The organism is uncultured Reyranella sp. (assembly GCF_945957355.1).
Lineage (GTDB): Bacteria > Pseudomonadota > Alphaproteobacteria > Reyranellales > Reyranellaceae > Reyranella.
Genome location: NZ_CAMFKM010000011.1, coordinates 140,612 through 162,359, shown reverse-complemented (window position 1 = coordinate 162,359; position 21,748 = coordinate 140,612). Strand labels below are relative to the sequence as shown.

Annotated in this window: 22 protein-coding genes; 14 read left to right on the top strand and 8 right to left on the bottom strand. The window is 67.5% G+C overall.

Annotation, left to right across the window (positions count from 1 at the left end; all coding sequences use genetic code 11):
• Positions 1–33: 33 nt before the first annotated feature.
• The gene (locus tag Q0Q48_RS18800) at positions 34–411 is read left to right on the top strand and encodes a hypothetical protein (RefSeq protein WP_295140834.1); all 378 of its coding nucleotides are present in this window, start codon (positions 34–36) and stop codon (positions 409–411) included.
• A 38-nt stretch (positions 412–449) separates the two neighbouring features.
• Here Q0Q48_RS18800 and Q0Q48_RS18795 read toward each other — a convergent pair whose 3' ends face one another.
• The gene (locus Q0Q48_RS18795; RefSeq protein WP_295140831.1) at positions 450–1,433 is read right to left on the bottom strand and encodes a tripartite tricarboxylate transporter substrate binding protein; all 984 of its coding nucleotides are present in this window, start codon (positions 1,431–1,433) and stop codon (positions 450–452) included.
• A gap of 111 nt (positions 1,434–1,544) precedes the next feature.
• On the opposite strand from Q0Q48_RS18795, the gene Q0Q48_RS18790 reads away from it, so the two are divergent.
• Genes Q0Q48_RS18790 through Q0Q48_RS18775 form a run of 4 tightly spaced genes read left to right on the top strand, consistent with a single transcriptional unit; the run spans position 1,545 to position 6,385 of the window.
• Positions 1,545–2,972 carry a tetratricopeptide repeat protein gene (locus Q0Q48_RS18790; RefSeq protein ID WP_295140828.1) on the top strand — a complete coding sequence of 476 codons (1,428 nt, stop codon included), beginning with the start codon at positions 1,545–1,547 and terminating at the stop codon, positions 2,970–2,972.
• The gene (locus Q0Q48_RS18785) at positions 2,969–4,378 is read left to right on the top strand and encodes an amidase (protein ID WP_295140825.1); all 1,410 of its coding nucleotides are present in this window, start codon (positions 2,969–2,971) and stop codon (positions 4,376–4,378) included. Before Q0Q48_RS18790 ends, Q0Q48_RS18785 begins: the two co-directional genes overlap by 4 nt.
• On the top strand, positions 4,379–5,800 hold the full coding sequence (locus Q0Q48_RS18780; protein ID WP_295140823.1) for an amidase: 1,422 nt from the start codon (positions 4,379–4,381) through the stop codon (positions 5,798–5,800).
• A 21-nt stretch (positions 5,801–5,821) separates the two neighbouring features.
• Positions 5,822–6,385, top strand: a complete 564-nt coding sequence (locus Q0Q48_RS18775) for a hypothetical protein (protein WP_295140821.1) — start codon at positions 5,822–5,824, stop codon at positions 6,383–6,385.
• Between the two features lie 3 nt (positions 6,386–6,388).
• Here the strand turns inward: Q0Q48_RS18775 and Q0Q48_RS18770 are convergent, their stop codons facing one another.
• Genes Q0Q48_RS18770 through gluQRS form a run of 3 tightly spaced genes read right to left on the bottom strand, consistent with a single transcriptional unit; the run spans position 6,389 to position 8,834 of the window.
• Positions 6,389–6,796, bottom strand: coding sequence for a hypothetical protein (locus tag Q0Q48_RS18770; RefSeq protein ID WP_295140820.1), 408 nt, complete (start codon positions 6,794–6,796; stop codon positions 6,389–6,391).
• Between the two features lie 6 nt (positions 6,797–6,802).
• Positions 6,803–7,960, bottom strand: a complete 1,158-nt coding sequence (locus Q0Q48_RS18765) for an SRPBCC family protein (protein WP_295140817.1) — start codon at positions 7,958–7,960, stop codon at positions 6,803–6,805.
• 10 nt (positions 7,961–7,970) lie between these two features.
• The gene (gene gluQRS / locus Q0Q48_RS18760) at positions 7,971–8,834 is read right to left on the bottom strand and encodes a tRNA glutamyl-Q(34) synthetase GluQRS (protein WP_366915294.1); all 864 of its coding nucleotides are present in this window, start codon (positions 8,832–8,834) and stop codon (positions 7,971–7,973) included.
• 48 nt (positions 8,835–8,882) lie between these two features.
• Between gluQRS and Q0Q48_RS18755 the strand changes: the two genes are divergently transcribed.
• Genes Q0Q48_RS18755 through Q0Q48_RS18740 form a run of 4 tightly spaced genes read left to right on the top strand, consistent with a single transcriptional unit; the run spans position 8,883 to position 12,784 of the window.
• Complete coding sequence (locus Q0Q48_RS18755; protein WP_295140815.1) at positions 8,883–9,548, top strand: DNA-3-methyladenine glycosylase 2 family protein; 666 nt, start codon at positions 8,883–8,885, stop codon at positions 9,546–9,548.
• Positions 9,545–10,216, top strand: coding sequence for a dienelactone hydrolase family protein (locus tag Q0Q48_RS18750; RefSeq protein ID WP_295140813.1), 672 nt, complete (start codon positions 9,545–9,547; stop codon positions 10,214–10,216). Before Q0Q48_RS18755 ends, Q0Q48_RS18750 begins: the two co-directional genes overlap by 4 nt.
• Positions 10,217–10,224: 8 nt before the next feature.
• Positions 10,225–11,445 carry a serine hydrolase domain-containing protein gene (locus Q0Q48_RS18745; protein WP_295140812.1) on the top strand — a complete coding sequence of 407 codons (1,221 nt, stop codon included), beginning with the start codon at positions 10,225–10,227 and terminating at the stop codon, positions 11,443–11,445.
• Positions 11,446–11,479: 34 nt separating this feature from the next.
• On the top strand, positions 11,480–12,784 hold the full coding sequence (locus Q0Q48_RS18740; RefSeq protein ID WP_295140809.1) for an MFS transporter: 1,305 nt from the start codon (positions 11,480–11,482) through the stop codon (positions 12,782–12,784).
• Here Q0Q48_RS18740 and Q0Q48_RS18735 read toward each other — a convergent pair.
• Positions 12,758–13,369 (bottom strand): GNAT family N-acetyltransferase, encoded by a 612-nt coding sequence (locus tag Q0Q48_RS18735; RefSeq protein ID WP_295140806.1) that lies wholly within the window; start codon positions 13,367–13,369, stop codon positions 12,758–12,760. The two genes, Q0Q48_RS18740 and Q0Q48_RS18735, sit on opposite strands and share 27 nt — an antisense overlap.
• 198 nt (positions 13,370–13,567) lie before the next feature.
• Between Q0Q48_RS18735 and Q0Q48_RS18730 the strand changes: the two genes are divergently transcribed.
• The 5 genes from Q0Q48_RS18730 (at position 13,568) to Q0Q48_RS18710 (ending at position 17,948) form a co-directional block, all read left to right on the top strand.
• Entirely contained in the window at positions 13,568–14,341 is a 774-nt protein-coding gene (locus tag Q0Q48_RS18730; protein WP_295140803.1) for a hypothetical protein, read from the top strand.
• Positions 14,342–14,498: 157 nt separating this feature from the next.
• Positions 14,499–15,932 (top strand): carotenoid oxygenase family protein, encoded by a 1,434-nt coding sequence (locus Q0Q48_RS18725; protein ID WP_295140800.1) that lies wholly within the window; start codon positions 14,499–14,501, stop codon positions 15,930–15,932.
• Between the two features lie 2 nt (positions 15,933–15,934).
• The gene (locus tag Q0Q48_RS18720) at positions 15,935–16,600 is read left to right on the top strand and encodes a glutathione S-transferase (protein WP_295140797.1); all 666 of its coding nucleotides are present in this window, start codon (positions 15,935–15,937) and stop codon (positions 16,598–16,600) included.
• Between the two features lie 69 nt (positions 16,601–16,669).
• Positions 16,670–17,671, top strand: a complete 1,002-nt coding sequence (locus Q0Q48_RS18715) for a nitronate monooxygenase family protein (protein WP_295140793.1) — start codon at positions 16,670–16,672, stop codon at positions 17,669–17,671.
• A 25-nt stretch (positions 17,672–17,696) separates the two neighbouring features.
• Positions 17,697–17,948, top strand: coding sequence for a hypothetical protein (locus tag Q0Q48_RS18710; protein ID WP_295140790.1), 252 nt, complete (start codon positions 17,697–17,699; stop codon positions 17,946–17,948).
• A 23-nt stretch (positions 17,949–17,971) separates the two neighbouring features.
• On the opposite strand, the gene Q0Q48_RS18705 is transcribed toward Q0Q48_RS18710, so the two are convergent.
• Genes Q0Q48_RS18705 through Q0Q48_RS18695 form a run of 3 tightly spaced genes read right to left on the bottom strand, consistent with a single transcriptional unit; the run spans position 17,972 to position 21,721 of the window.
• The gene (locus Q0Q48_RS18705) at positions 17,972–19,207 is read right to left on the bottom strand and encodes an MFS transporter (RefSeq protein ID WP_295140787.1); all 1,236 of its coding nucleotides are present in this window, start codon (positions 19,205–19,207) and stop codon (positions 17,972–17,974) included.
• Positions 19,197–20,366: an MFS transporter gene (locus tag Q0Q48_RS18700; protein WP_295140784.1), complete on the bottom strand. Its 1,170-nt coding sequence runs from the start codon at positions 20,364–20,366 to the stop codon at positions 19,197–19,199. The genes Q0Q48_RS18705 and Q0Q48_RS18700 overlap by 11 nt, the downstream gene beginning before the upstream one ends.
• Positions 20,366–21,721: an FAD-dependent oxidoreductase gene (locus Q0Q48_RS18695; RefSeq protein ID WP_295140781.1), complete on the bottom strand. Its 1,356-nt coding sequence runs from the start codon at positions 21,719–21,721 to the stop codon at positions 20,366–20,368. Before Q0Q48_RS18695 ends, Q0Q48_RS18700 begins: the two co-directional genes overlap by 1 nt.
• Between the last annotated feature and the right edge of the window lie 27 nt (positions 21,722–21,748).

The window sequence follows — 21,748 nt, the reverse complement described above, 5'->3', positions numbered from 1 at the left end:
GCTCGGCCGACACAGCGAAAGGTGGCGGCCCTCATGCCACGACGTTTGCTGATCGCCGCATTGGCGGCGGCGTTCGTTGTCAGTGCCCTGCCCTCCACTTCCACGATGGCGCAGGACGGCCATCACGGCCAGGGCCATTCCGAAAACCACGACTGGTACGAGAAACTGAAGCAGCCAGGCTCCGACGCTTCGTGCTGCAACGGCACGATCAACGGAGTCGAGGGCGATTGCCGCCCGACGCGGGCATACCAGAAGGACAACGGCAACTGGTACGCGCTGCTCGACGGCCGCTGGGTCCCGGTGCCGCCGAAGGTCGTCCTGAAGGAACTCGCCCCGGACGGGCGCAGCCATATCTGCGCCAACAAGACCGGCAGCATCTTCTGCTTCCTTGGAGGTTCGCCCAAGTCGTGAAACGACTTGGGCGAGGTGTTCGAATTGCGCACCGTCACTCACGCTGGCGGCGTGATCTTCGCTTCCTGGATGACCTTGCGCCACTTCACCGTCTCCGCGGCAAGGCGCTTGCCGTAGTCGGCGGCACTGCCCCCGACCAGCACGAAGCCGAGGTCCACCAGCCTCTTCGAAGTGGCCGGATCGGCAAGCAGCTCCCTGAAGGCGGCATTCAGCTTAGCGATGACCGGCTCGGGAGTACCGCCCGTCGCCATGACGCCGAAGAACACGGCACCCGTCAGGTCTGCCGGCAGACCGGCTTCAGCCACCGTGGGGACATCGGGAAGCATGGGCACGCGCTTGGCGGCCGCGACGACCAAGCCGCGCAGCCTTCCGTCCTTCACCGCAAGCCCGCTCGGCAGCAGCGTATCGGAGAACAGCATCACGTGGCCGCCCAGCACGTCCTTGAGGGCGTCGGCGCTGCCCTTGTAGCCGACATGGTCGAGTTTGATGCCGGTTGCGATCTTGAGCTGCTCACCCCACAGATGCGGCATGCTGGCATTGCCGGCCGAGGCGTAGGGGATCGGCGAGGACTGTGACTTCGCCCAGGCGAGGAACTCGGCCATCGTCTTGTAGGGCGCATTGGGATTGCAGGCGAGCAGCAGCGGCATGTCGACATAGCTGCAGACCGGCGCCAGATCCTTCACCGGATTGTAGGGCAGCTTGAGGCCGAACGACGTGTTGGTGGCAACGGGAGCGGCCGCCAGCAGGAGCGTGTATCCGTCGGGCTTGGCCTTGGCGACGATCTCGGTGGCGATGATCGTGCCGCCACCCGGCTTGTTTTCGACCAGCACCTGCTGGCCGAACTTGTTCGTCAGATATTCCGCGGCGATGCGTGCGGAGGTGTCGGTCGCCCCACCCGGCGCGTAGGGCACGACGAACCGGATCGGCTTGTCGGGAAAGGTTTCTGCCCGAGCGATCGACGGTGCGAAGCCCGAGGCAAAGGTGATGGCTGCGGCAGAGCCCAGCAGGTGGCGACGCTTCATTATGTTCCTCCCTGGATGTCTTCTCGTCTTCTTTGACGCGGAGTATCGGCGACAGACTTGAGAAGAGCTAGCCCCTCGACCAGTCGAGGTACGTCATGCGAAGCTGGCGCCGTGCAAATTCGCGAGGACCGGGTGGCCAAGGACGGACAAGGGTTGGAGCTGGGCAATGCCGACGAGGGTGCGGTCGCCGCGCTCGATTTCGTCAGGCAGGAATGGCTGGGCTTCGGAAAGCGGTTCGCCGACTTCATCGCCGCCGCCGAGGCGGAAGAAAAGTGCCCGATGCTGCCCCTGGTCGCCGCGAGCCTGTTCCTCTCGATGTATTCGCCCGAAGGCCAGGCCGCCGCCGTGCGCCACCTCGCGCGGGCTCAGAACATGACGGCGGGCGCGAGTTCTCGCGAGTTCGCATGGCTCGGCGCCATCGAATTCTGGGTCGCGGGCGACACCGACCGCAGCCTGCAGCAGTTCCGCAGGATCGTGGCCGAGTGGCCGCGCGACCTGCTGGCCGGCAAGCTGGCGCAGCTCCTGGCTTTCAATCGGGGCGAAGCCGAGACGCTGCTCGAGATCGGCGAGCAGCTGCTCGCCGCCAACCCGGACAACCGTTTCGTCTGGGGGATGTATGCGTTCGGCCTCGAAGAGTGCAATCGCCTCGACGAGGCCGAGGCCGCGGCACGCAAGGGGCTGGCGCTCGACCGCAACGACCCGTGGGCGCATCACGCCATCGCCCATTGCCTCGAAGCGCGCGGCCGCATGCTGGAGGGCGTCGCTTTCCTCAGTTCCGTGTCCGACACGTGGAGCGACTGCAACTCCTTCATGCAGACGCACAACTGGTGGCACCTCGCGCTGTTCCTGATCGACCTCGACCGCACCGACGAGGCGCTGGCGCTCCACGATACCCGTGTGTGGGGCGTGTGGAAGGAGTTCTGCGAGGACCAGGCCAATGCCATCTCGCTGCTGGCGCGCCTCGAGCTGCGCGGCGTCGATGTCGGCGCTCGCTGGGCTGATCTTGCCCCGTATCTCAGGCCGCGCCTGCACGAGCATCTCTCCGCCTTCCACGACGTCCACTATCTCTACGGGCTGGCGCGGGCCGGCGAGCGCAGCACCGTCACCGAGATGCTGGCCAGCCTGGAGGATCGCGCCGGGCGCGCCAAACCCTTCGAGCGCGAGCTCTGGGCCGATTGCGTGGTGCCGCTGGCGCATGGCCTGGCCGCCCATGCCGCGGGCGACATGCCGGCGGCGGCGCGCCTCATGGGGCAGGCGATGTCGCGCCTGCGCAGCCTCGGCGGATCGATCGCGCAGCGCGCCTTGTTCGGCGCAATCCATCTCGACGCCCTCACCCGCGCCGGCTGGAACGATGCGGCGTTGGCGATGCTACAGGCCGACGAGCGCGAGCGTCCCGCCGTTGCCGCGACCAAGCGCGCGCTGGCCGACCTCTATCGCAAGGTCGGCCGCACCGAACAGGCGCTGGCGGCCGAGTACCAGGCCGAACAGCTCGCGCGGCACTATCGCGAAGCGGCGACCCGGACGGGAGAAGCGGCATGACGACGGATCTCACCCAGGCGAGCGCCGCCCAGCTCGGACGGCTCTTCCGCAAGGGCAAGGCCTCCCCGGTCGAAACCATGAAGGCCGTGCTGGCACGTGCCGACCGGCTCGCGGCGACGATCAACGCATTCTGCCACCTCGACACGAAGGCGGCGCTGGCCGCGGCACGCGCCTCGGAGAAGCGCTGGAAGAAAGGCGAACCGCTTTCGCCGATCGACGGCGTGCCGGTCTCGGTCAAGGAGCTGGTGCGGGTCAGGGGCTGGCCTGCTTCGATGGGCAGCAAGCTGACCGACAAGACACCCGTCGATGCCGATGCGCCGGCAGTCGCCCGGCTGCGCGAGGCCGGCGCGATCGTCTTCGCGCAGAGCACCAGTTCGGAATATGGCCACAAGGGTGTGACCGATTCGCCCCTGCACGGCGTCACGCGCAATCCCTGGAACACCGGCATGACGCCGGGCGGCTCCTCGGGCGGCGCCGGCGCGGCGGTCGCGGCCGGCCTGGGGCCGATCGCGATCGGCACCGATGGCGGCGGCTCGGTGCGCATCCCCGCGAGCTTCACCGGGCTGATCGGCCTCAAGGCCACGTTCGGCCGCGTGCCGGCCTGGCCGCCGTCGATGACCGGCGACCTGTCGAACACCGGCCCGATGGCGAGGACCGCGCTCGACGCCGCGCTGATGATGAACGTCATCGCCCGGCCCGACCCGCGCGATGGCTACGCCCTGCCTGCGGACGACACCGACTACACCAAGAATCTCACGAAGCTGCCGAAGAAGCTCAAGATCGGCTTCACGCTGCGTTTGGGCGACCACCCGCTCGACATCGAGGTCGCCGCGATGGTGACGAAAGCCGCCCGCGAATTCGAGGCGCTGGGCTGCACGGTCGAGGAGGTCGAGCCGCCCTTCTCCTTCGGCGAGGCGAGCCGCGCCTTCGTGATCCACTGGCTTTCAGCGCTGCAGCGCCTGCTCCAGGTCTTTCCCGAGGCACGCCACGGCGAGTTCGATCCCAGCCTGCTGGCCGGCGCAAAGGCGGGCCTGCGCTACACCCTGCAGGACGTGGTGAACGCACAGGTGACGCGGCGCGACCTCACCCTCGCCTGGAACCTGTTTTTCACCAGGTACGACCTGCTGCTCACGCCCACCGTCGCCGTGCAGCCTTTCGAGGCGGGCAAGAACCTGCCGCCCGGCCCCGACGGCAAGGGCAACATGATGTGGTCGCCCTACACGCCGCAGTTCAACCTGACGCGCCATCCCGCGGCAACGGTGCCCTGTGGCCTGTCGCGGCACGGCCTCCCCGTCGGGTTGCAGATCGTGTCTGCCCACTACAACGACGCGCTGGTCCTGCGCGCCGCCGCCGCCTACGCCGATGCCCATCCCCTGAAATTCCCTGTCCTTCCGGAGACCAAGTAGATGACTGCCGACCTTGCGATGATGCCGGCCCACGAGCTGGTGAAACTCTTCAAGGCCCGCAAGGCCTCACCGGTCGAGGCTGCGAAGGCAGCACTCGCCCGCATCGATGCCTTCAACGGCCAGCTCAACGCCTTCCAGCATCTCGATCCCGACGCGGCGATGCGCCAGGCGCGTGCCTCGGAGAAGCGCTGGAAGAAGGGCGGCAAGCGGCTCTCCGACATCGATGGCGTGCCGATCACGATCAAGGACATGGTGCAGACCAAGGGCATGCCCACGCGCATGGGCAGCCTGGCCACCGATCCCGACGGGCCCTTCAACGTCGACGCGCCGGTGGCGCAGCGCCTGCGCGAAGCCGGCACCGTGCTGCTCGGCAAGACGACCTCGCCGGAATATGGCTGGAAGGGCGTCACCGATTCCAAGCTGTTCGGCGCCACGCACAATCCGTGGAAGATCGGCCGCACGCCCGGCGGTTCTTCGGGCGGGGGCACGGCGGCCGAGGCGGTCGGCATGGGCAACCTCGCGATCGGGACCGACGGCGCAGGCTCCGTCCGCATCCCCTGCTCCTTCTCCGGCATCTTCGGCCTGAAGCCCACGCAGGCGCGCGTGCCGCTGTGGCCCGTCTCCGCGCAGGGCACGCTGTCGCACATCGGCCCGATGACGCGCACCGTGCGCGACGCGGCGATGATGATGAACGTGATCGCCCGCCCCGATCCGCGAGACCCCTATGGCCGTCCCGACGATGCCGAGGATTATCTCAAGGGCTTCGACAAGGGCGTGAAGGGCCTGCGCATTGCCTACTCGCCCCACCTGGGCTTCATCGAGCGCGAGAAGATCGACCGCGACGTGGCGGTGGCGGTCGAGCAGGCCGTGAAGGTGTTCAAGACGCTAGGCGCCAAGATCGTCGAGGATTCGCCCGACTTCATGGGCATGGATCCGCGCAAGGTGCTGAACGCCCACTGGCAGTCGAACGTCGCCCTGCTGCTCAACAACTTCAGCCCGGAGAAGCGCGAGCTGATGGATCCCGGGCTGCTGAAGGCCGCCGAATACGGCGCCACGCTCGGCCAGGAGGCGGTCGTCACCGCGATCCACCAGCGCCAGGCGATCTCGGCGATCATGAACCAGTTCATGGCCAAGTACGACCTGCTGCTGACCCCCACCATGCCGATGACCGCCTTTGCGGTGAACGAGAACGCGGCGTGGGGCGGCGACGGCGTCGACATCGGCTGGACGCCCTTCACCCTCACCTTCAACCTGACGCGCCAACCGGCAGCCACCATCCCCTGCGGCCTCGACCGCGAGGGCATGCCGATCGGCCTGCAGATCGTGAGCGGCCATGCCAGGGACGCCCTCGTCCTGCGTGCCGCTGCCGCCTACGAAAAGGTCCGTCCGATCCCGGCGCCGCCGATGGCGCATCAGATCTGACGGAATGAGAGCCCGCGTCTGATGGCCCTCAGCCGCCAGACGCGCCTCTACATCGCGCTCGGCGTGGCTCAGGTCGCGGCGCTGGCTGTCCTGGCGTGGTTCGCCGAACGGCAGGTGGCGCTGGGGCCGACCGACAGGCTGGGCTGGCGGCCCTTCACGTGGCCGCTCTCGACCGAACGGGTTCCGGCAGGCCACGCCTACAGCGGCGAGGATCACGATGTCTTCGTCTGGCTGACCCTGAATGACATCGGCGCCAGCGGTGACTGCCCGGAGGGCATCGCAAGCGACGACGCCTTGGAACGCGCCGTCGACATTCGACTGCTCGATCCGCGCTTCGAGCCGGTCGGTCCCGGTGAGCGCCTTCGCATCACCGACCTCGTTGGCTGGACCCGCGTCTACGTCCATCGCCGCAACAACAAGTCCCTGCGTTACGGCGAGGCCGTCGCCGTGCCCTACAAATGCGACGTCATCACCGCGATCATCGACGGCGACGCGCGCGATCCAGCGAAACGCAGGATCGCGCACGAGTTCCTGGAATCGAACACCGCGCAGGTCTGGATCAACAAGCAGCTCGAAGGGCGATGAGAGCTAAAGCCTCGCCGGCACCTTGCGTGCGAAGAAGGAGGCGATCATGCCAAAGACGATGCTCGCCAGCCACAGCCAGTAGCCTTCGCGCAGGCCGGTGACGGGATTGGCCATGCCCGCCTCGTTCGTGATCACACTCGTCTCGAACATGAACGAGACGGCGAGGCCGAGCGCGGCGAGTGACAGAACCATCGCCGGGAGGCGACGGGCGAACAGTGCGGCGATCCAGGCGGCCAGCAACAGCGGGTTGGCGAACCAGCTCGTGTGCCCCAGCGCACCGAACAGCAGGACGCTCCAGCCCTGCCAGTCCGAGCAGATGCCGGAGACGCAGAACGCGTCCTGGGTCAGGCTGGCGGCAAACAGGATGACGCTCAGCATCAGCGCGACGCGCGCGGTCTTGCTGGTGGTCATCTGCCGCTAGGCCGCGAAACCCAGCGCGCTGCGGATCGAGCTGTGGAAATGCACCAGCGAAGGTTCGTTGCGGCCATAGATGACCTCCTCCGTCGCGCCGGATTCGAAGCCGATCTGCATACGCTCGCCCAGCGGGAAGTCCTCTTCCAGCACGGTGCGGATGGCGATGTCGCGGTTCTTGGCCCAGTGCTTCTCCGGGCGGTCGCTGTCGGCGGGCCGGTAGAGCGAGAACTCGACGTCGCAGCTTCCAGGGTCATCGCGATGCGGGAAGGCACGCCAGACCTCGATATGGTCGACCTGCCAGATGACGATGGTGTTCGGAAAGAGCTGGTAGATCGCGATGATGTGCGGGCGCAGGTTTCGTTCCTCTTCGGGCAGCGCGCGCAGCGCCTCGATCGAGGTGCGCGGCACGCACATGCGGCCGTGAGCACCGGCGCGGTCGAAGGTCCCGCAATTGCCGATGAAGTACGGGGCGATGGTTTTCCGGTGCAGGTGCGGGATGTGATAGCCCTCGAGGAACGTATCGATGGCGAACTTCCAGTTGATGCGCGGCGTGATGCGGTCGACCGAATGGAGCGGATAGGTCTCGGGCTGCAATGCGGCGAAGTCCGGCGCAAAGGACCCCAGCACCGTCCCGACGTCGATGACCGGACTCTCCCCCTCCTGCACCGGGGTCGCGCGGACAAAGATCATCCCGTGCTTCTCGCCGGCCGGAAGCCGCACCAGCCCGTGCGCGCCGAGGTCGAGGCCCGCGAAGCCCGCCTTGTCGGTGACGCCGAGCAGTGTGCCTCGCGTGTCGTAGGTCCAGGCGTGATAGGGGCAGACGAAGGCGCGGGCGTTGCCACACCCCTCGGCCACGGGTGCGCCGCGATGGCGGCAGATATTGGCGAAGGCACGTACCGTGCCGTCGGGCCCGCGCACAAGCAGCACCGGCATGCCCGCCACGTCTTCGGTGATGTAGTCGCCCGACTTGGGTAGGCGCGACGACAGGCCCATGAAAAGCGGTTGGCTGCGGAACAGCGCGTCGCGCTCGCGGGCGGCGCGCTCGCGGTTCCAATAGGCGTCGACACGGTTGCGGAACAGCGCGTCGGCGAGATCGGTCGTGCGGCCGTCGATATGGCCGAGCAGCCGCCTCCCGACGGCCTGTTGTTCTTTCCGGTCCATGGGCGAAGTGTCAGCCCTTCACGGGTGTGGCGCAACTCCATCCATCGATCATTTGGAACACCTCGGCCGGCGTCCTGCCGCTGTCGCGCAGGGCCCGGATGGTGAGGTCGCGGTCGCGCTTGGCGAAGCGGCGGCCGGTGGCGTCGGTCAGCAGCGGATGATGCGCATATTGCGGTGCAGCATAGCCCAGCAGCTTCTGCAGCAAGGCGTGGACATGGGTCGACGGCAACAGGTCGATGCCGCGCGTCACCAGGGTCACGCCCTGCAGGTGATCGTCGACCGTGACCGACAGATGGTAACTGGTCGGGGTATCTTTGCGGGCGATCACGAAGTCGCCCATCAGCAATGGCTGGCCCTCGATCCGGCCCAGCGTCTCGTCGAAGAAGGAATAGGGCCCCACCTGCTCCGCCGCGCGGGCGCTGTCGAAGCGCATGCAGTGCTCCACGCCGGCCGCGATGCGGTGGCGGCGCTCCTCGTTCGACAGATGGCGGCAGGTGCCGGGATAGAGCGGCCCATCCGGCCCCATCGTCGTCGGGTGCGGCGCGCTGGTGGAGGCTGCGATGTCGGCCCGGGTGCAGAAGCAGGGATAGACCAGCCCGCGCGCATCGAGCCGGTCCATCACACGTCCGTAGTCAGCGAAATGGTCGGACTGGCGCCGCACCTCCCCGTCCCAGGCGAGACCGAGCCACTGCAGGTCGGCCAGCATCGCCGTTTCGTATTCGCGGCGGCAGCGCCTGATGTCGATGTCCTCGATGCGCACCAGGAACGTCCCGCCCACGTCGCGCGCGCGCCGCCAGGCGATGCGGGCCGAATAGGCACTGCCGAGATGGAGTTCGCCTGTCGGGCTGGGAGCAAAACGCGTGACGACGGACATGATCCGACGTTACAGCGCCCCCTCGCCGCGTGCTATGCCGGGACCAACATGGCCAAAGCGACATCTCCGGTCGTCCTCGACAAGAAGACCCTCAAGAAGGCACTGCGTGAACTGGCAGCCGCCGATCCCGACATCGCGCGAGCCCTCGACGAGGCCGGCCACCCCGAGCTGCGCGACATGCCGACGGGCTTCGGGGGGTTGATGCGTTCGATCGTGGGCCAGCAGGTCTCGGTCCATGCCGCCCGCAGCATCTGGCTGCGGCTCGAGGCCGCCGTGCCGTCGATGGAACCGGCCGACTTCCTGGCCATGAGCGACGAGCAGCTGCGCGCCGTCGGCCTCTCGGCTGCCAAGATGAAGTACGGCCGCAGCCTTGCCACCGACATCGTCGAGGGCCGCATCGTGTTCGATGCGCTGAACGACCTCGACGACGCGGCAGCCATTGCCATGCTCACCCAAGCCAAGGGCATCGGCCCCTGGACGGCGGAAATCTACCTGATGTTCGCGCACGGCCGGCCCGACATCATGCCGGGGCTCGATCTCGGCCTCGTCGTGGCCGCGCAGCACCTGAAGAAGCTGCGCAGCCGGCCCGACGCAAAGCGGCTTCTCAAAATCGCCGAGGCCTGGCGGCCCTGGCGCAGCGCCGCGGCCCTCGTGCTCTGGCACTATCGCCGCAATATGCCGGACTGGGGCGCAAAGGAGAAAAAGACGACATGACAAAGAAGCTCGAAGGCCCGAGCCACGGCCCCCATGCCGGCGGCAAGCCCAGCCATCTCGTGATCCTGCTGCACGGCTACGGCGCCGACGGCAACGACTTGATCGGCCTTGCCCCCGTGCTGGCGCCGCTGATGCCCGACGTGGTGTTCCATGCGCCCAACGCGCCCTACCCGTGCGAGGGCAATCCGATGGGCTTCCAGTGGTTCGGGATCTCGCGCCTCGATCCCGAGGTCGCGGCGGCCGGCGTGCGCTCGGCCGCGCCTTTCGTCGAGCAGTTCCTCGACGCCATGATGGCGAAGTACGGACTCGACGAATCGAAGACCGTGCTGATCGGCTTCAGCCAGGGCACCATGATGGCGCTGCATGTCGGCCTGCGTCGCGCCAGGCCGCTCGCCGGCATCGTCGGCTTCTCCGGCATGCTGGCCGCCCCCGATTCGCTCAAGGACGAGATCAGGTCAAAGCCGCCCGTCCTGCTGATCCATGGCGACAGCGACGAGATGCTGCCGGCCGTGCTCACCCAGCGCGCCGCGCACACCTTGCAGGAGAATGGCGTCGAGGTCGGCGTGCACATCGCCAGGGGCGTCGGCCACGGGATCGACCAGACCGGACTGTCCCACTGCGCGCGCTTCGTGCTCGACGCTTTCAATATCCCGGTGCCGAAGCAATGAGTTCGACCATGACCCAGGGCACCTGCCGGCCGGGCTTCGAGCGGGTCGCCGAGGCCTTCGAGAAGAACCTGAAGGAAAAGGGCGAGATCGGTGCGTCGGTCTGCCTGACGATGGGCGGCGAGACCGTCGTCGACCTGTGGGGCGGCCTCGCCGATGCGAAGACCCAGGCGCCGTGGACGCGCGACACCGTGAGCATCGTCTTCTCCTGCACCAAGGGCGCGACGGCCCTGTGTGCGCATGTGCTGGCGAGCCGCGGCGCGCTCGACCTCGACGCGCCGGTCACCGGGTTGTGGCCGGAGTTCGCGCAACACGGCAAGGAGCGCGTGACGACGCGCATGATGCTCGACCATTCCTCGGCGGTGCCCGCCGTGCGCGCCAAGGTGAAGGACGACGGGCCGTACGACTGGGCCTATATGACCGAGCGGCTGGCGGCCGAGGTGCCCTTCTGGGAGCCCGGCACGCGCAACGGCTATCACGGTTTCACCTTCGGCTGGACGGTGGGCGAAATGGTGCGCCGCGCCAGCGGCAAGTCGCTCGGCACCTTCTTCCGCGAGGAGATCGCGGGGCCGCTGGGACTCGATTTCTGGATCGGTCTGCCCGAGGAGATCGAGCCGCGGGTCGCGCCCATCGTGGCCCATGTCTACAAGGCGGCCGACGCGGTGACGCCGTTCATGCGCGACCTCGCGACCAACAAGGAATCGGTGGCGGCGCTGTTCTACTTCAACAACGGCGCCTGGCGCTCGGGCGGCGCCAACACGCGCGCCGGTCACGCCGCCGAGATCGGCGCGGCCAACGGCATCACCAACGCGCGCGGCCTGGCGGGTATGTACGCCCCACTCGCCAATAGCGGCGGCGACCTGGTCGATACCACGACGCTGGCCCGCATGGGCGAGGTCTCGATGGCCACACACGACGATGCCACGCTGCGCATCCCGACGCGCTTCGCGCTGGGCTTCATGAAGTCGATGGACAACCGCAAGCGCAGCCTCGCCGCCAAGCTGTGGGGCGAGGACTGCGACAGCGTGATCCTGAGCAGCGCGGCCTTCGGCCATGTCGGCGCCGGCGGCTCGCTGGGCTTCGCGGATCCGGTCGCCGGGATGTCCTTCGGCTACACGATGAACCGCATGGGCCCGGGCCTGCTGATGAACGACCGCGGCCAGTCGCTGGTCGACGCGGCCTATCTCAGCCTCGGCTACAGGAACAAGGATGGCGGGGTGTGGGTGAAGTGACCCTCTCCGAAAGCGACGGGGGCGGAAAAGCCGCATGATCCCCGTCTTCCGTCCGCTCAAGGATCATGCCGTCGCCACGATCTGGTCCGGCCTCGCCGCCTCGACCATCGGCGAGGATCTGTTCCGCGTGGCCGTCGTGTGGATCGCCGCCGAGCAGATCGGCAATGCCGCGGGTTATGTCAACGCCACGCAGTACGGCGCCATGCTGGTGGTCGGCCTGCTAGGCGCCTCGGCCTTCGACCGCTGGCGGGCCGACCGCGCCATGATGGGCGCCAAGTATGCGAGCGCGGTGCTGGCCCTACTGCCGGTGATCGGCTTCTACATCTGGGGAATCTCGATCCCCCTCCTCATCCTGTCGGTCATGGGCCTCGCCGCGATGCGCATGGTGTTCACGCCGGCGCTGCAGTCGGCGGTGCCGGTGCTGGTCACCGACCGCGACGCCATGCAGGCGATCAACGGCCTGTTCGATGCGACATGGCGGCTGGCCCGGCTGATCGGGCCGATGATGGCGGCGGTCCTCAACACGCTGCTGCCGGTGATCCACTTCCTGTCGATTACCGCGCTGGGCTTCGTTCTCTCGGCCGTGGCGGTGTGGGCGGTGCGCGACCGGCTGGTCGATCCCACCAGCAAGCCGCGGCCCGGCCGTGGCGGCTGGCGCGGCGCCTGGGACGCCCTGCTCGACGGCGCGCGGCTGATGTTGCGCCAGCGCACGATGGGCGCGCTGCTGATGGTCAATGCCTTCGCCAACGGACCCTGGAGCGTGGCGCTCCAACTGTGCATCGCGCTGATGGTGGTCGAGCACGACCCGCACCTGTTCGGCCTGCACGGGCTCGCGTCTCTCGGCATGATCGTCGGCGCCTGCGGCGTGGGCGACGTGGTCGGCAATCTGGTGGCGGGCAGCGTCCGCTTCCGTCGTCCGCTCTCGACCATGTTCCTGGGCTACGTGGCGATGGGCAGCGGCTTCGCCCTGATCGCGCTGGCGGCCTGGGGTATCGACAACCCCTACAAGCTGCCGGCGATGATGCTGGCGGGCCTGGTCGCGGGCTTCGGCGGACCGTTCTATTTCATCCCGATGATCACCCGCATGCAGACCGTGTTCCGCGGCGCCGAGATCGCCCGCGTCTTCCGGCTGCGGCTCGCCGTCATGGCGGGCTCGATGCTGCTGTTCAACCTCGCGGCAACGCCGCTGTTCGACCTGATCGGCCCGACCCATACCGAGTTCTATTTCGGCCTGCTCTTGCTGGCCCTCGGCGTCGCCGGCTGCTTCCACTACCGCCGGGTCGAGGACCGGGAGGCCGCCGGCGCCGCGGCGTCAGTCGAGCAACGGCACGTGCCGTGAGCAGTCGCGCGGCAGGGCGCCGGTGAGGCGCGGGTCGGGGAACACCTCGACCTGGAAGGCAAACGGCACGAAGCCGGATCGACGATAGAAATCGAGCGCCGCCGGATGATCGAGCGTGCAGGTATGCACCCAGAACCGCTTGATGGGTCGCGCCCAGGCCCGCGCGATCGCTTCGTTCATCAGCGCGCGGCCGACACCCGTCCCGACCAGGCCCGGCGCCACCCCGAAGAACGCCAGCTCGCATTCCCCCGGCTGGCTGAAGTCCAGCTCCAGTATCCCGACATCCTGTCCGTCCCGGCGCAGCGCGAAGAACGCCACCTGCGGATTGTCGAGGATCGCCTGTAACTTCTCGTCCGCCATCACCAGCCGCGAGAACCACAGCCACTCCGTCCCCACTGCGCGATAGAGCCTGCGATAGGCCGCGATCGACCGCTCCAGCGGCTCCAGCGTGACGCCCTCCGGAAACGGCTGCGCCGGCCGCAGAGATGGACGGCTCAACATTTCGAGACTCGTCACGACTGCCGCGACATGTCCGGGAGGAACAGCCGAATAGCCGGAAGGAAGGAAGGGATTGGTTGGGGTCATGCTGGCGTCTGATTAGCCGATCCCCATCATTCTGGGGAGCCGACAATCGCAGAAGGTATGTCCAAACCGCCATGACAGAATAAAAAAAGCGCGGCAGCTTCTCCGCCACGTTCATGCTGGCGTGTAATCGCGGCCATGGAATTTGAGGGCGTAATTCTAGAAGAACTGTAAGCTATCTCCCGTCTCGGGGGAGATCGCATGAGAAAACGGCATCAGTATCGAATGCTGCAATCAGCATTCATCTTTGCGTTAATCGGACTCGCGTTCTTTGCGTCCTACGCTGGCATGCGAGTTGCAGAGCAGCCACGCGATGCCATCCCCTACCATAGCGGCCCCATTACACAGGCCAAAGTAGATGGCGTGGAACCACCATGGCACCTCCGCCTCTGGAAATGGCTTACGCACGATGCCACGGGCGTCTTTACCATCGTCCTGTGTGCCGTCACCGGGGCTTTGGCTGTCTTCACCTATCGACTGTATCAAGCGACCGTCGCTCTGGCCGAAGATGCCGCCTTAACCGCCAAGAGTGAATTCCTGGCTTCCCATCGGCCCCGTATTCGCGTCCGCCAATTCAAAATTATCAGCGTGAACGATGACCTTGCCTTTGTCCGGTTCTCCGCCGTCAATGTCGGCGACACGGTCGCAAAGGGGCTCACATGCAGGGCCAGTCCACAATACTTTGACCGTAGCGCCACGCTGCCCCCTTACATCGACGTTCCCTTTAAACTCGTAGCCACCCCCACAGACCTGCCGCGCGGCCACTCTCGGGAAATCGAGATAAAGGTCATCAAGCCCATGCTGGGCCTTGCTGAGAGGCTGGCGGCCGGGCTGGCGCTCCATGTCTATGGAGTCCTTGAATACGCCAACGAGAATTCTAGCAGCCATTGGACGACCGGTTTCTGTCGTCAAGAGCAGATCACAGACGAGCGATTTACCGCCGTTGATGACCCCGATTACGAATACGAGGACTAGCGCAAGGGCACTCATTTGCCCTCTCTCCGAGGGGGAATTACCCTCTGTGGCGTTTGCGCCCTGATACCGGGATTCAGCTCAAATCCGCCCTTGCGGGAAACACCGTGTATCGATAACCTCCGATAGATACACGGCGTTACCCAGAAGGAGAGTCCCCGTGGCAAAGGCATTCCCGACCGACAATCCGTTCCTCAAAGGCTACTTTGCGCCCGTCAACACCGAGGCCGATGCCGGGCATCTCCAGATCAGCGGCGAGATGCCGAAGGAGCTTTTGGGCACGCTCTACCGCAACGGTCCGAACCCGCAGTTCGCGCCGCGCGGGCCCTATCACTGGTTCGGCGGCGACGGCATGATCCACGCCTTCCACATCGAGAACGGCAACGTCTCGTACAAGAACCGGTGGGTGCGGACGCCGAAGTGGAAGATCGAGAACGAGGAGGGCGAAGGTCTCTCCGGCACGTTCGGCAATCCGCGCTACACCGACCCGCGCGTGTTTGCGCTGAACTCAACCATCGCCAACACCAACATCGTCTGGCACGGCGGGAAGCTGCTGGCGCTGGAGGAGGCGCACGCGCCCTTCTCGCTCGACCCCAAGAGCCTGATGCCGGTCGGCCCCAAGGACGGCGGCTACGAGACGTTCGGCGACAAGCTCTGTGGGCCATTCACCGCGCATCCCAAGTTCGATCCCGAGACAGGGGAGATGATCTTCTTCGGCTATTCGGCGACGGGCCGCTTCACCAAGGAAATCAGCATCCAGACCGTGACCGAGGCCGGCGCCGTCACGCGCGCCGAGATTCTCGACGGGCCCTACCCCTCGATGATCCACGACTTCGCGGTGACGAAGAACTGGATCGTCATGCCGGTCTTCCCGCTCACCTCGTCGATGGAGCGCGCGATGGGCGGGCTGCCGCCCTTTGCCTGGGAGCCGGACAAGGGCACGCACATCGCCTTCATCCCGCGCAACGGCACGGTGGCCGACGTGAAGTGGGTGACGGCACCGCCCTCCTACGTCTTCCACCCGATGAACCACTTCGAGACGGCGGACGGCAAGGTCGTGATCGACGTCATGAAGTACGACGTGGCGCCCCTCTTCCCGCTGCCCGACGGTTCGCCCTCGACCAAGGAGCCGCCGGCCGCGCGCCTGTTCCGCTGGACCTTCGACCTCGGCGGCCAGGGCAACACCTTCCGCGAGGAGCAGCTCGACGATCGCGCCGGCGAGTTCCCGCGCTTCGACGAGCGCTTCTGCATGAGCGACTACCGCCATGGCTGGATCGTGTCGGGCAACATCGCCCATGCCGGCGTCCGCCGCGGCGAGGGCATCACCCACTACGACCTGAAGAAGGGCACCAACGCCACCTGGACGGCGGGCGAGGACGACCGGTTCGGCGAGCCGGTGTTCGTGCCGCGCCACGAGAAGGCGGCGGAAGGCGATGGCTGGGTACTCTCGGTGATCTATCGCTCCGGGGAGGGCCGCAGCGACCTCGCGGTGTTCGAGGCGACCGACATCGCCAAGGGGCCTGTGGCGCTCGCCCATCTCAGCAGCCGGGTGCCGGCAGGCTTCCACGGAAACTGGCGCCCCGGTACGCTGTGAGGATGATCACCGTCCATCACCTGAACAATTCCCGCTCGCAGCGCATCCTCTGGATGCTCGAGGAGCTCGGGCTGCCCTACGAGGTGAAGCGCTACCAGCGCAAACCCTCGATGCAGGCGCCCGACGAGCTGCGCAACGTGCATCCGCTGGGAAAGTCACCGGTCATCACCGACGGCGATAAGGTGTTGGCCGAGTCTGGGGCGATCCTCGAATACCTGTCCGAGACCTATGGCGGCGGCCGCTTCACCCCGGCCCCCGGCACACCGGAGCGGCTGAACTACACCTATTTCATGCATTACGCGGAGGGCTCGCTGATGCCGCTCCTGTTCATGAAGCTGGTGTTCAACCGCATCCCCTCACGCGTGCCCTTCTTCATGCGGCCGGTGGCGCGGGCCATCTCGAACGGCGCTGACAAGTCGCTGCTGATGCCGCAGATCGGCAACCACTTCATGTTCCTGGAGGGCGAGCTGATGCGCCGCGAGTGGTTTGCCGGCCCGGAGTTCACCGCCGCCGACATCCAGATGAGCTTCCCGCTGGAGGCCGCCACGGCGCGCTCGCCCATGGTGAACAAGATGCCGAAGCTGAAGGGCTTCCTCGACCGCATCCACGCCCGTCCGGCCTACAAACGGGCCCTGGAAAAGGGTGGCGCCTACGAGCTGGCGAAGTAGCGAAAAAGGCCGGCCCTGTGCTAGGCCCATAGCCGACACAACGAACAGACGAATCCAAGGAGCGAAACGATGTCCCTTCCCGCCCTGCTGCGCGACAACCTCTCGATCCCCGTGGTTGGCGCGCCGCTGTTCATCGTGTCCAATCCCGATCTCGTCATTGAGCAGTGCAAGGCAGGCGTGGTCGGCTCCTTTCCGGCCCTGAATGCGCGACCGAAGGAGATGCTCGAGGAGTGGCTGAAGCGCATCACCGGCGAACTGGCCGAGTACAAGGCCAAGCATCCCGAGAAGAAGGTGGCGCCCTTCGCCGTCAACCAGATCGTGCACTCGTCGAACGACCGCCTGCAGCACGACGTCGAGATGTGCGAGAAGTACAAGGTGCCGATCCAGATCACCTCGCTGCGCGCGCCCGACGACGTCGTCGTCTCGGCCCACCGCTACGGCTGCCTGGTGTTCCATGACGTGACCAACGTCGCCCATGCCAAGCGCGCGCTGAAGGCCGGCGTCGACGGTCTCATTCTTGTCTGCGCCGGCGCCGGCGGCCATGCCGGCCGCCTCTCGCCCTTCGCACTGGTGCCGGAAGTGCGCCAGTTCTACGACGGCACGATCCTGCTCTCGGGCTCGATCTCCAACGGCGCCTCGGTTCTGGCGGCGCAGGCGCTGGGCGCCGACCTTGCCTACCTCGGCACGCGCTTCACCGCGAGCAAGGAAGGCAACGCCACTGAAGCCAACAAGCAGTGCATCATCGATTCGACCGGCGAGGAGATCGTCTACACCAACCTGTTCACCGGCGTGCACGGCAACTACATGAAGCGCAGCATCGCGGCCGCCGGCCTCGATCCCGACGCGCTGCCGGAAGCCGACAAGAGCAAGATGAACTTCGGCTCGGGCGGCAACATGAAGGTCAAGGCGTGGCGCGACATCTGGGGTGCCGGCCAGGGCGTGGGCCAGATCCATGACGCCCCGCCCGCCGCCGAGATCGTGGCCCGCCTGAAGGCCGAGTACGACGCCGCCCGCGCTGCCCTGTTCGCCGGCGAGACCGTGCCGACGCGTCTCAAGCAGGCCGCCGAGTAGGCGGCCCCCGGCCGATAGAGCACGAATGCTCCGCCTCGCCGTTCTGGCCCTGCTCCTGGTGCCCGGCGCCGCCGCGGCCCAGAGCGTGGACGCCCGCCTGAACGATCTGCAACGCTCCATTGCGGGCCTCTCGCAGCAGATCGAGCAGCTCAAGGTCCAGGACCAGCAGCTCCAGCAGCGCATGGAGAAGATGCAGCAGAGCTTCGAGCAGCGCATCGAGCGGCTGGAAAAAGGCCCGACGAAACCCACTCCGAAGACGGGCCGATCGAAGCGCTGAAAGCGCTGCCCCTTGCGCTTCCGTCAGTCCCTGCGATCGCCCGTTAGATCGGCCGGTCTCAGCAGGAGGAAGGCTCCCAACGCCGCCAGCATCAGTACGCCGACGATGAGGAAGGCGAGGCCCCAGGCCATGGGCGACATGCCGCCGGCGAGGTCGAGCGTCCAGCCGACGACCAGCGGGCCCACGAAGCCGCCCGCATAGCCCAAGGTCGAGTGCACCGCGAGCGTGGCGCCGCGGCGCGCGGGATCGGCATTGCCGGCCGCGCCCGCCGTCACCGACGAGGAGTCGAGCCAGACGACCATGCCGTAGACGATCAGCAACACCACGGCGAGCCAGTAGTTCGTCGAACCGGCAAAGCCCACGATGGCGGCAAAGCCGACGGACAACACCATCGCCGTGGCGACGAGACGACGGCGTCCGAAGCGAATCGACGCCTCGTTGCCGATCACGCTGGCCATCGTGCCAAGCAGGGCCAGCACGGTGACGACCAGCGCCGGCGACAGCGTCTCGTCGGTCAGTCCCGTATGCGCGGCGACGAACGCGAGGAAGGCCACGCCCCATCCCCTGAGCGCGCTCATCTCCAGCGTATGGACGCAGTAGACGACCGAATAGGCGAAGGCGGAGGTGTTGCGGATCACCGGCCGGAAGTCGAACAGCCCGCCCCCCTGCGACGGCTTGCGCGGCGCAGGGCGACGCGTCGGCACGACGAAGGCGACCGTCGCCCAGGCGATGGCCGCCGTCCCGGCCGAGAACACGAACGCCGACTGCCAGCCGAGCCAGTCCGCGAGGATGTCGCCGAGAAGGAACGAGACGGCGCCCGAAATCCCGATGCTCGCCGCGTGCCCCGTGACGGCGCGCGACATCAGCTTGGGACTCACCTGGTCGGCCAGCAGCTTGAGGCCGGTCATGTAGGTGCCGGCCCACCCGAGCCCCGCCAGCGCGCGGGTGGCAAAGGCCGACCAGAAACCCTCCGCCGTCAGCCCGAACAGCAGATGCCCTGCCACGGTGCAGGCCACGCCGAACAGATAGACCCGCTTGGCGTCGACCCGGTCGGTCAGCGTCACGAGCACCGGCACGGAGACCATGTAGGCGCCGAAGAAGATCGCCGTGATCCATCCCGCTTCGCTATTGGTGAGGCTCCACCGCTGCATCATCTGCGGCAGCAGCGCGGGCCAGAAGCCGGCGCCGATCTGGACGAAGATCTGGGCCGCACAGACGACGACGACCAGGCGCGCGCCGCTCGGTCCGTCAGTCGGCATGGCTCGCCCCGGGTTGTGGCACCGGGATCATCCAGAGCGCCGCGAACGCCGTGAGGCAGAGGGCGGAGGAGATGATCAGGACCCCCGCACCCAGCCGGTCGATCAGCAGCGCGAAGGCGAAAGGCGCCCCGGCCGACAGGAAGCGCGAGGGGGCGCCGAGCAGCCCCAGCCGGTAGCCGTAGCTCTTCGGCCCATAGAGCGCGAGGGGCACCGTCCCGCGGGCGATGGTGATGACGCCGTTGCCCATGCCATGCAGCACCGCGAAGACGCTGGCCGCGACGCCACCGCCCAGCCCGAGCAGGATCGCACTGCCCATCGGATGCGTCGTGGTCGCGAGACGGCCCGAGGTCAGCGGATGCAGGTGCCGCAGCGGCCCGGCCTCCAGCATCCGCGCCGCCACCTGGGCCGGTCCGATCAGTGCACCGGCGGCGATCGCCTGCGTGGGCGTGGCGCCCGCCGCTTCCATGATGCGCGGGAAGTGCGCCGCCATCCCTGACGAGACGATCCACGCGCCCGAGAAGGCGATGGCCAGCAGCACCATGGTGCGGTCGAACGGCACCGGCTCGTCGACCGCCTTCAAGGTGGCGGCGAGATCGGTCGGACGCGGCAGCAGCAGGGAATTGCAGGGAAGGCCGATCATGACATGCGCGGCGGCCCACAACAGGCAGGTCTCGCGCCAGCCGATGGCGGCGGCTCCCCAGGCGGTGAGCGGCCAGGCGACGGTGCTGGCGAAGCCCGCCAGCAGGGTGATGCCGGTGATCGCGCCGCGCGCATCCTTGCCGTAGAGCCGGCCCAGCGCGCCAAAAGCGGCGTCGTACAGGCCAAGGCCCATGCCGATGCCCAGCAGGGTCCAGGCGGCGGCGAAGGGCAGGAAAGAATGCGCCTGCGACAGCAGCACCAGCGCCGCCGCGAACAGGAGGCTCGAGGCCGACAGCACGCCGTTGCCGCCGGTCCGGTCGATCATCCGACCCACCTTCGGCCCGATCATCGCGGAGATGATCAGGGCCGCCGAGAAGGTGCCGAAGAACAGATCGGTCGTGATGCCGATGTCCCGGCCCATCTCGTCCGCCAGCACCGCCGGCAGATAGTAGGTCGAGCCCCAGGCCAGCGTCTGCGCCGTCCCCAGGACGAAGATCGTCGAAAGGCGGCGGCGATCCATCAGGAGGCTTTGGGCCCGGCGCAGCAGCCGGTGGCGACGGGCGCCGGCTTCGCGGGCGCACAGCATCCCGCCGCTGCCACCGGCGATGCCTGCGCGGGCGCGCCGTTGCAGACACCGGTTTCGGGCAGCACCAGTTCGACCCGGCGGGCGGCGTCATGGTCGCCCGCCAGTTCGGCGGCAATCGAGCGGACCTGCTCGTAGCCCGTCATCATCAGGAAGGTCGGCGCGCGTCCGTAGGACTTCATGCCGGCAACGTAGAAGCCCGCCTCGGGCTGCGCCAGCTCGCGCGCGCCATGCGGGCGCACCGAGCCGCAACTGTGCTCGTTGGGATCGATCAGCGGCGCCAGCGCCGGCGGGCATTCCAGCGCAGGGTCGAGCGACAGCCGGATCTCGCGCAGGAAATCGAGGTCGGGCCGGAAGCCGGTCGAGACGACCAGTTCGTCGACCGCGACATGGCGGCCGGGGCAGCCCGCGCCCGCGACGACGAGCCCGTCGCCCTCGCGCGCGATGCGATTGACCCGGAAGCCGCTCTCGATGGTGAGGCCGCCGCTCGCCACCAGGGCGGCGAAGGCGGTACCAAGCGCGCCGCGCGCCGCAAGCTGGTCGGCCGCGCCACCGCCGAACGACTTCTCCGGCGCGTCGCCGCGCAGCAGCCAGACGATCTGCGTGGCAGGCTCCTGCTCCTTCAGCTTCGCGAGGTCGAGCAGGGTGCCGACGGCGGAATGGCCGGCACCGAGCACGGCCACGCGGCGGCCGGCGTAGCGCGGCCGATCCCGGCCCAGCACGTCGGGCATGCCATAGGCGATGCGGTCATGCGCCTCGCGCTCGCCGATCGCCGGCAGGCCGTTGGCGCCGGCCGGATTGGGTGAGAACCAGGTGCCGGTGGCGTCGATGACGGCGTCGGCACGCAGCACTTCCGGTCCCTTGCCGTTCTGGTAACGGATCTCGAAGGGCGCGGCGTCGCGGCCCTTCGTCTTCACCTTGTCGAAGCCCACGCGGCCGATCGCCGTCACCCGGCTCTGGGTCCGGATGTGGTCCCTGAGTGGCGTGCGCGTGGCCAGCGGCTCGAGATACTGCTCCGCCAGCTCGGCGCCGGTCGGGTAGTGGTCGGGCTGCGGCCGGTTCCACCCCGCTTCCGTCAGCAGCCGCTCGGCGGCCTTGTCGATATTGTATTCCCAGGGCGAGAACATGCGGACGTGGCTCCACTGGCGCACCGCATGGCCGACCGTCGGGCCGGCCTCGATCACGACAGGCTCCAGCCCGCGCTCAAGCAGATGCGCCGCGGCGGCGAGGCCCACGGGACCGGCACCGATCACGGCGATCTTCTTCTTCGGAGTGGCAATCGAATCAGGCATGTTAACTCTCCTATCCTTCTAGAATAT

Coding starts and splice junctions, on each gene's coding strand:
- Q0Q48_RS18785 (WP_295140825.1), top strand. CDS start 2,969: ATGACGACGGATCTCACCCAGGCGAGCGCCGCCCAGCTCGGACGGCTC.
- Q0Q48_RS18720 (WP_295140797.1), top strand. CDS start 15,935: ATGATCACCGTCCATCACCTGAACAATTCCCGCTCGCAGCGCATCCTC.
- Q0Q48_RS18780 (WP_295140823.1), top strand. CDS start 4,379: ATGACTGCCGACCTTGCGATGATGCCGGCCCACGAGCTGGTGAAACTC.
- Q0Q48_RS18705 (WP_295140787.1), bottom strand. CDS start 19,207: ATGCCGACTGACGGACCGAGCGGCGCGCGCCTGGTCGTCGTCGTCTGT.
- Q0Q48_RS18765 (WP_295140817.1), bottom strand. CDS start 7,960: ATGGACCGGAAAGAACAACAGGCCGTCGGGAGGCGGCTGCTCGGCCAT.
- Q0Q48_RS18795 (WP_295140831.1), bottom strand. CDS start 1,433: ATGAAGCGTCGCCACCTGCTGGGCTCTGCCGCAGCCATCACCTTTGCC.
- Q0Q48_RS18750 (WP_295140813.1), top strand. CDS start 9,545: ATGACAAAGAAGCTCGAAGGCCCGAGCCACGGCCCCCATGCCGGCGGC.
- Q0Q48_RS18755 (WP_295140815.1), top strand. CDS start 8,883: ATGGCCAAAGCGACATCTCCGGTCGTCCTCGACAAGAAGACCCTCAAG.
- Q0Q48_RS18740 (WP_295140809.1), top strand. CDS start 11,480: ATGATCCCCGTCTTCCGTCCGCTCAAGGATCATGCCGTCGCCACGATC.
- Q0Q48_RS18745 (WP_295140812.1), top strand. CDS start 10,225: ATGACCCAGGGCACCTGCCGGCCGGGCTTCGAGCGGGTCGCCGAGGCC.
- Q0Q48_RS18775 (WP_295140821.1), top strand. CDS start 5,822: ATGGCCCTCAGCCGCCAGACGCGCCTCTACATCGCGCTCGGCGTGGCT.
- Q0Q48_RS18730 (WP_295140803.1), top strand. CDS start 13,568: ATGAGAAAACGGCATCAGTATCGAATGCTGCAATCAGCATTCATCTTT.
- Q0Q48_RS18735 (WP_295140806.1), bottom strand. CDS start 13,369: ATGACCCCAACCAATCCCTTCCTTCCTTCCGGCTATTCGGCTGTTCCT.
- Q0Q48_RS18715 (WP_295140793.1), top strand. CDS start 16,670: ATGTCCCTTCCCGCCCTGCTGCGCGACAACCTCTCGATCCCCGTGGTT.
- Q0Q48_RS18700 (WP_295140784.1), bottom strand. CDS start 20,366: ATGGATCGCCGCCGCCTTTCGACGATCTTCGTCCTGGGGACGGCGCAG.
- Q0Q48_RS18770 (WP_295140820.1), bottom strand. CDS start 6,796: ATGACCACCAGCAAGACCGCGCGCGTCGCGCTGATGCTGAGCGTCATC.
- Q0Q48_RS18800 (WP_295140834.1), top strand. CDS start 34: ATGCCACGACGTTTGCTGATCGCCGCATTGGCGGCGGCGTTCGTTGTC.
- Q0Q48_RS18710 (WP_295140790.1), top strand. CDS start 17,697: ATGCTCCGCCTCGCCGTTCTGGCCCTGCTCCTGGTGCCCGGCGCCGCC.
- gluQRS (WP_366915294.1), bottom strand. CDS start 8,834: ATGTCCGTCGTCACGCGTTTTGCTCCCAGCCCGACAGGCGAACTCCAT.
- Q0Q48_RS18695 (WP_295140781.1), bottom strand. CDS start 21,721: ATGCCTGATTCGATTGCCACTCCGAAGAAGAAGATCGCCGTGATCGGT.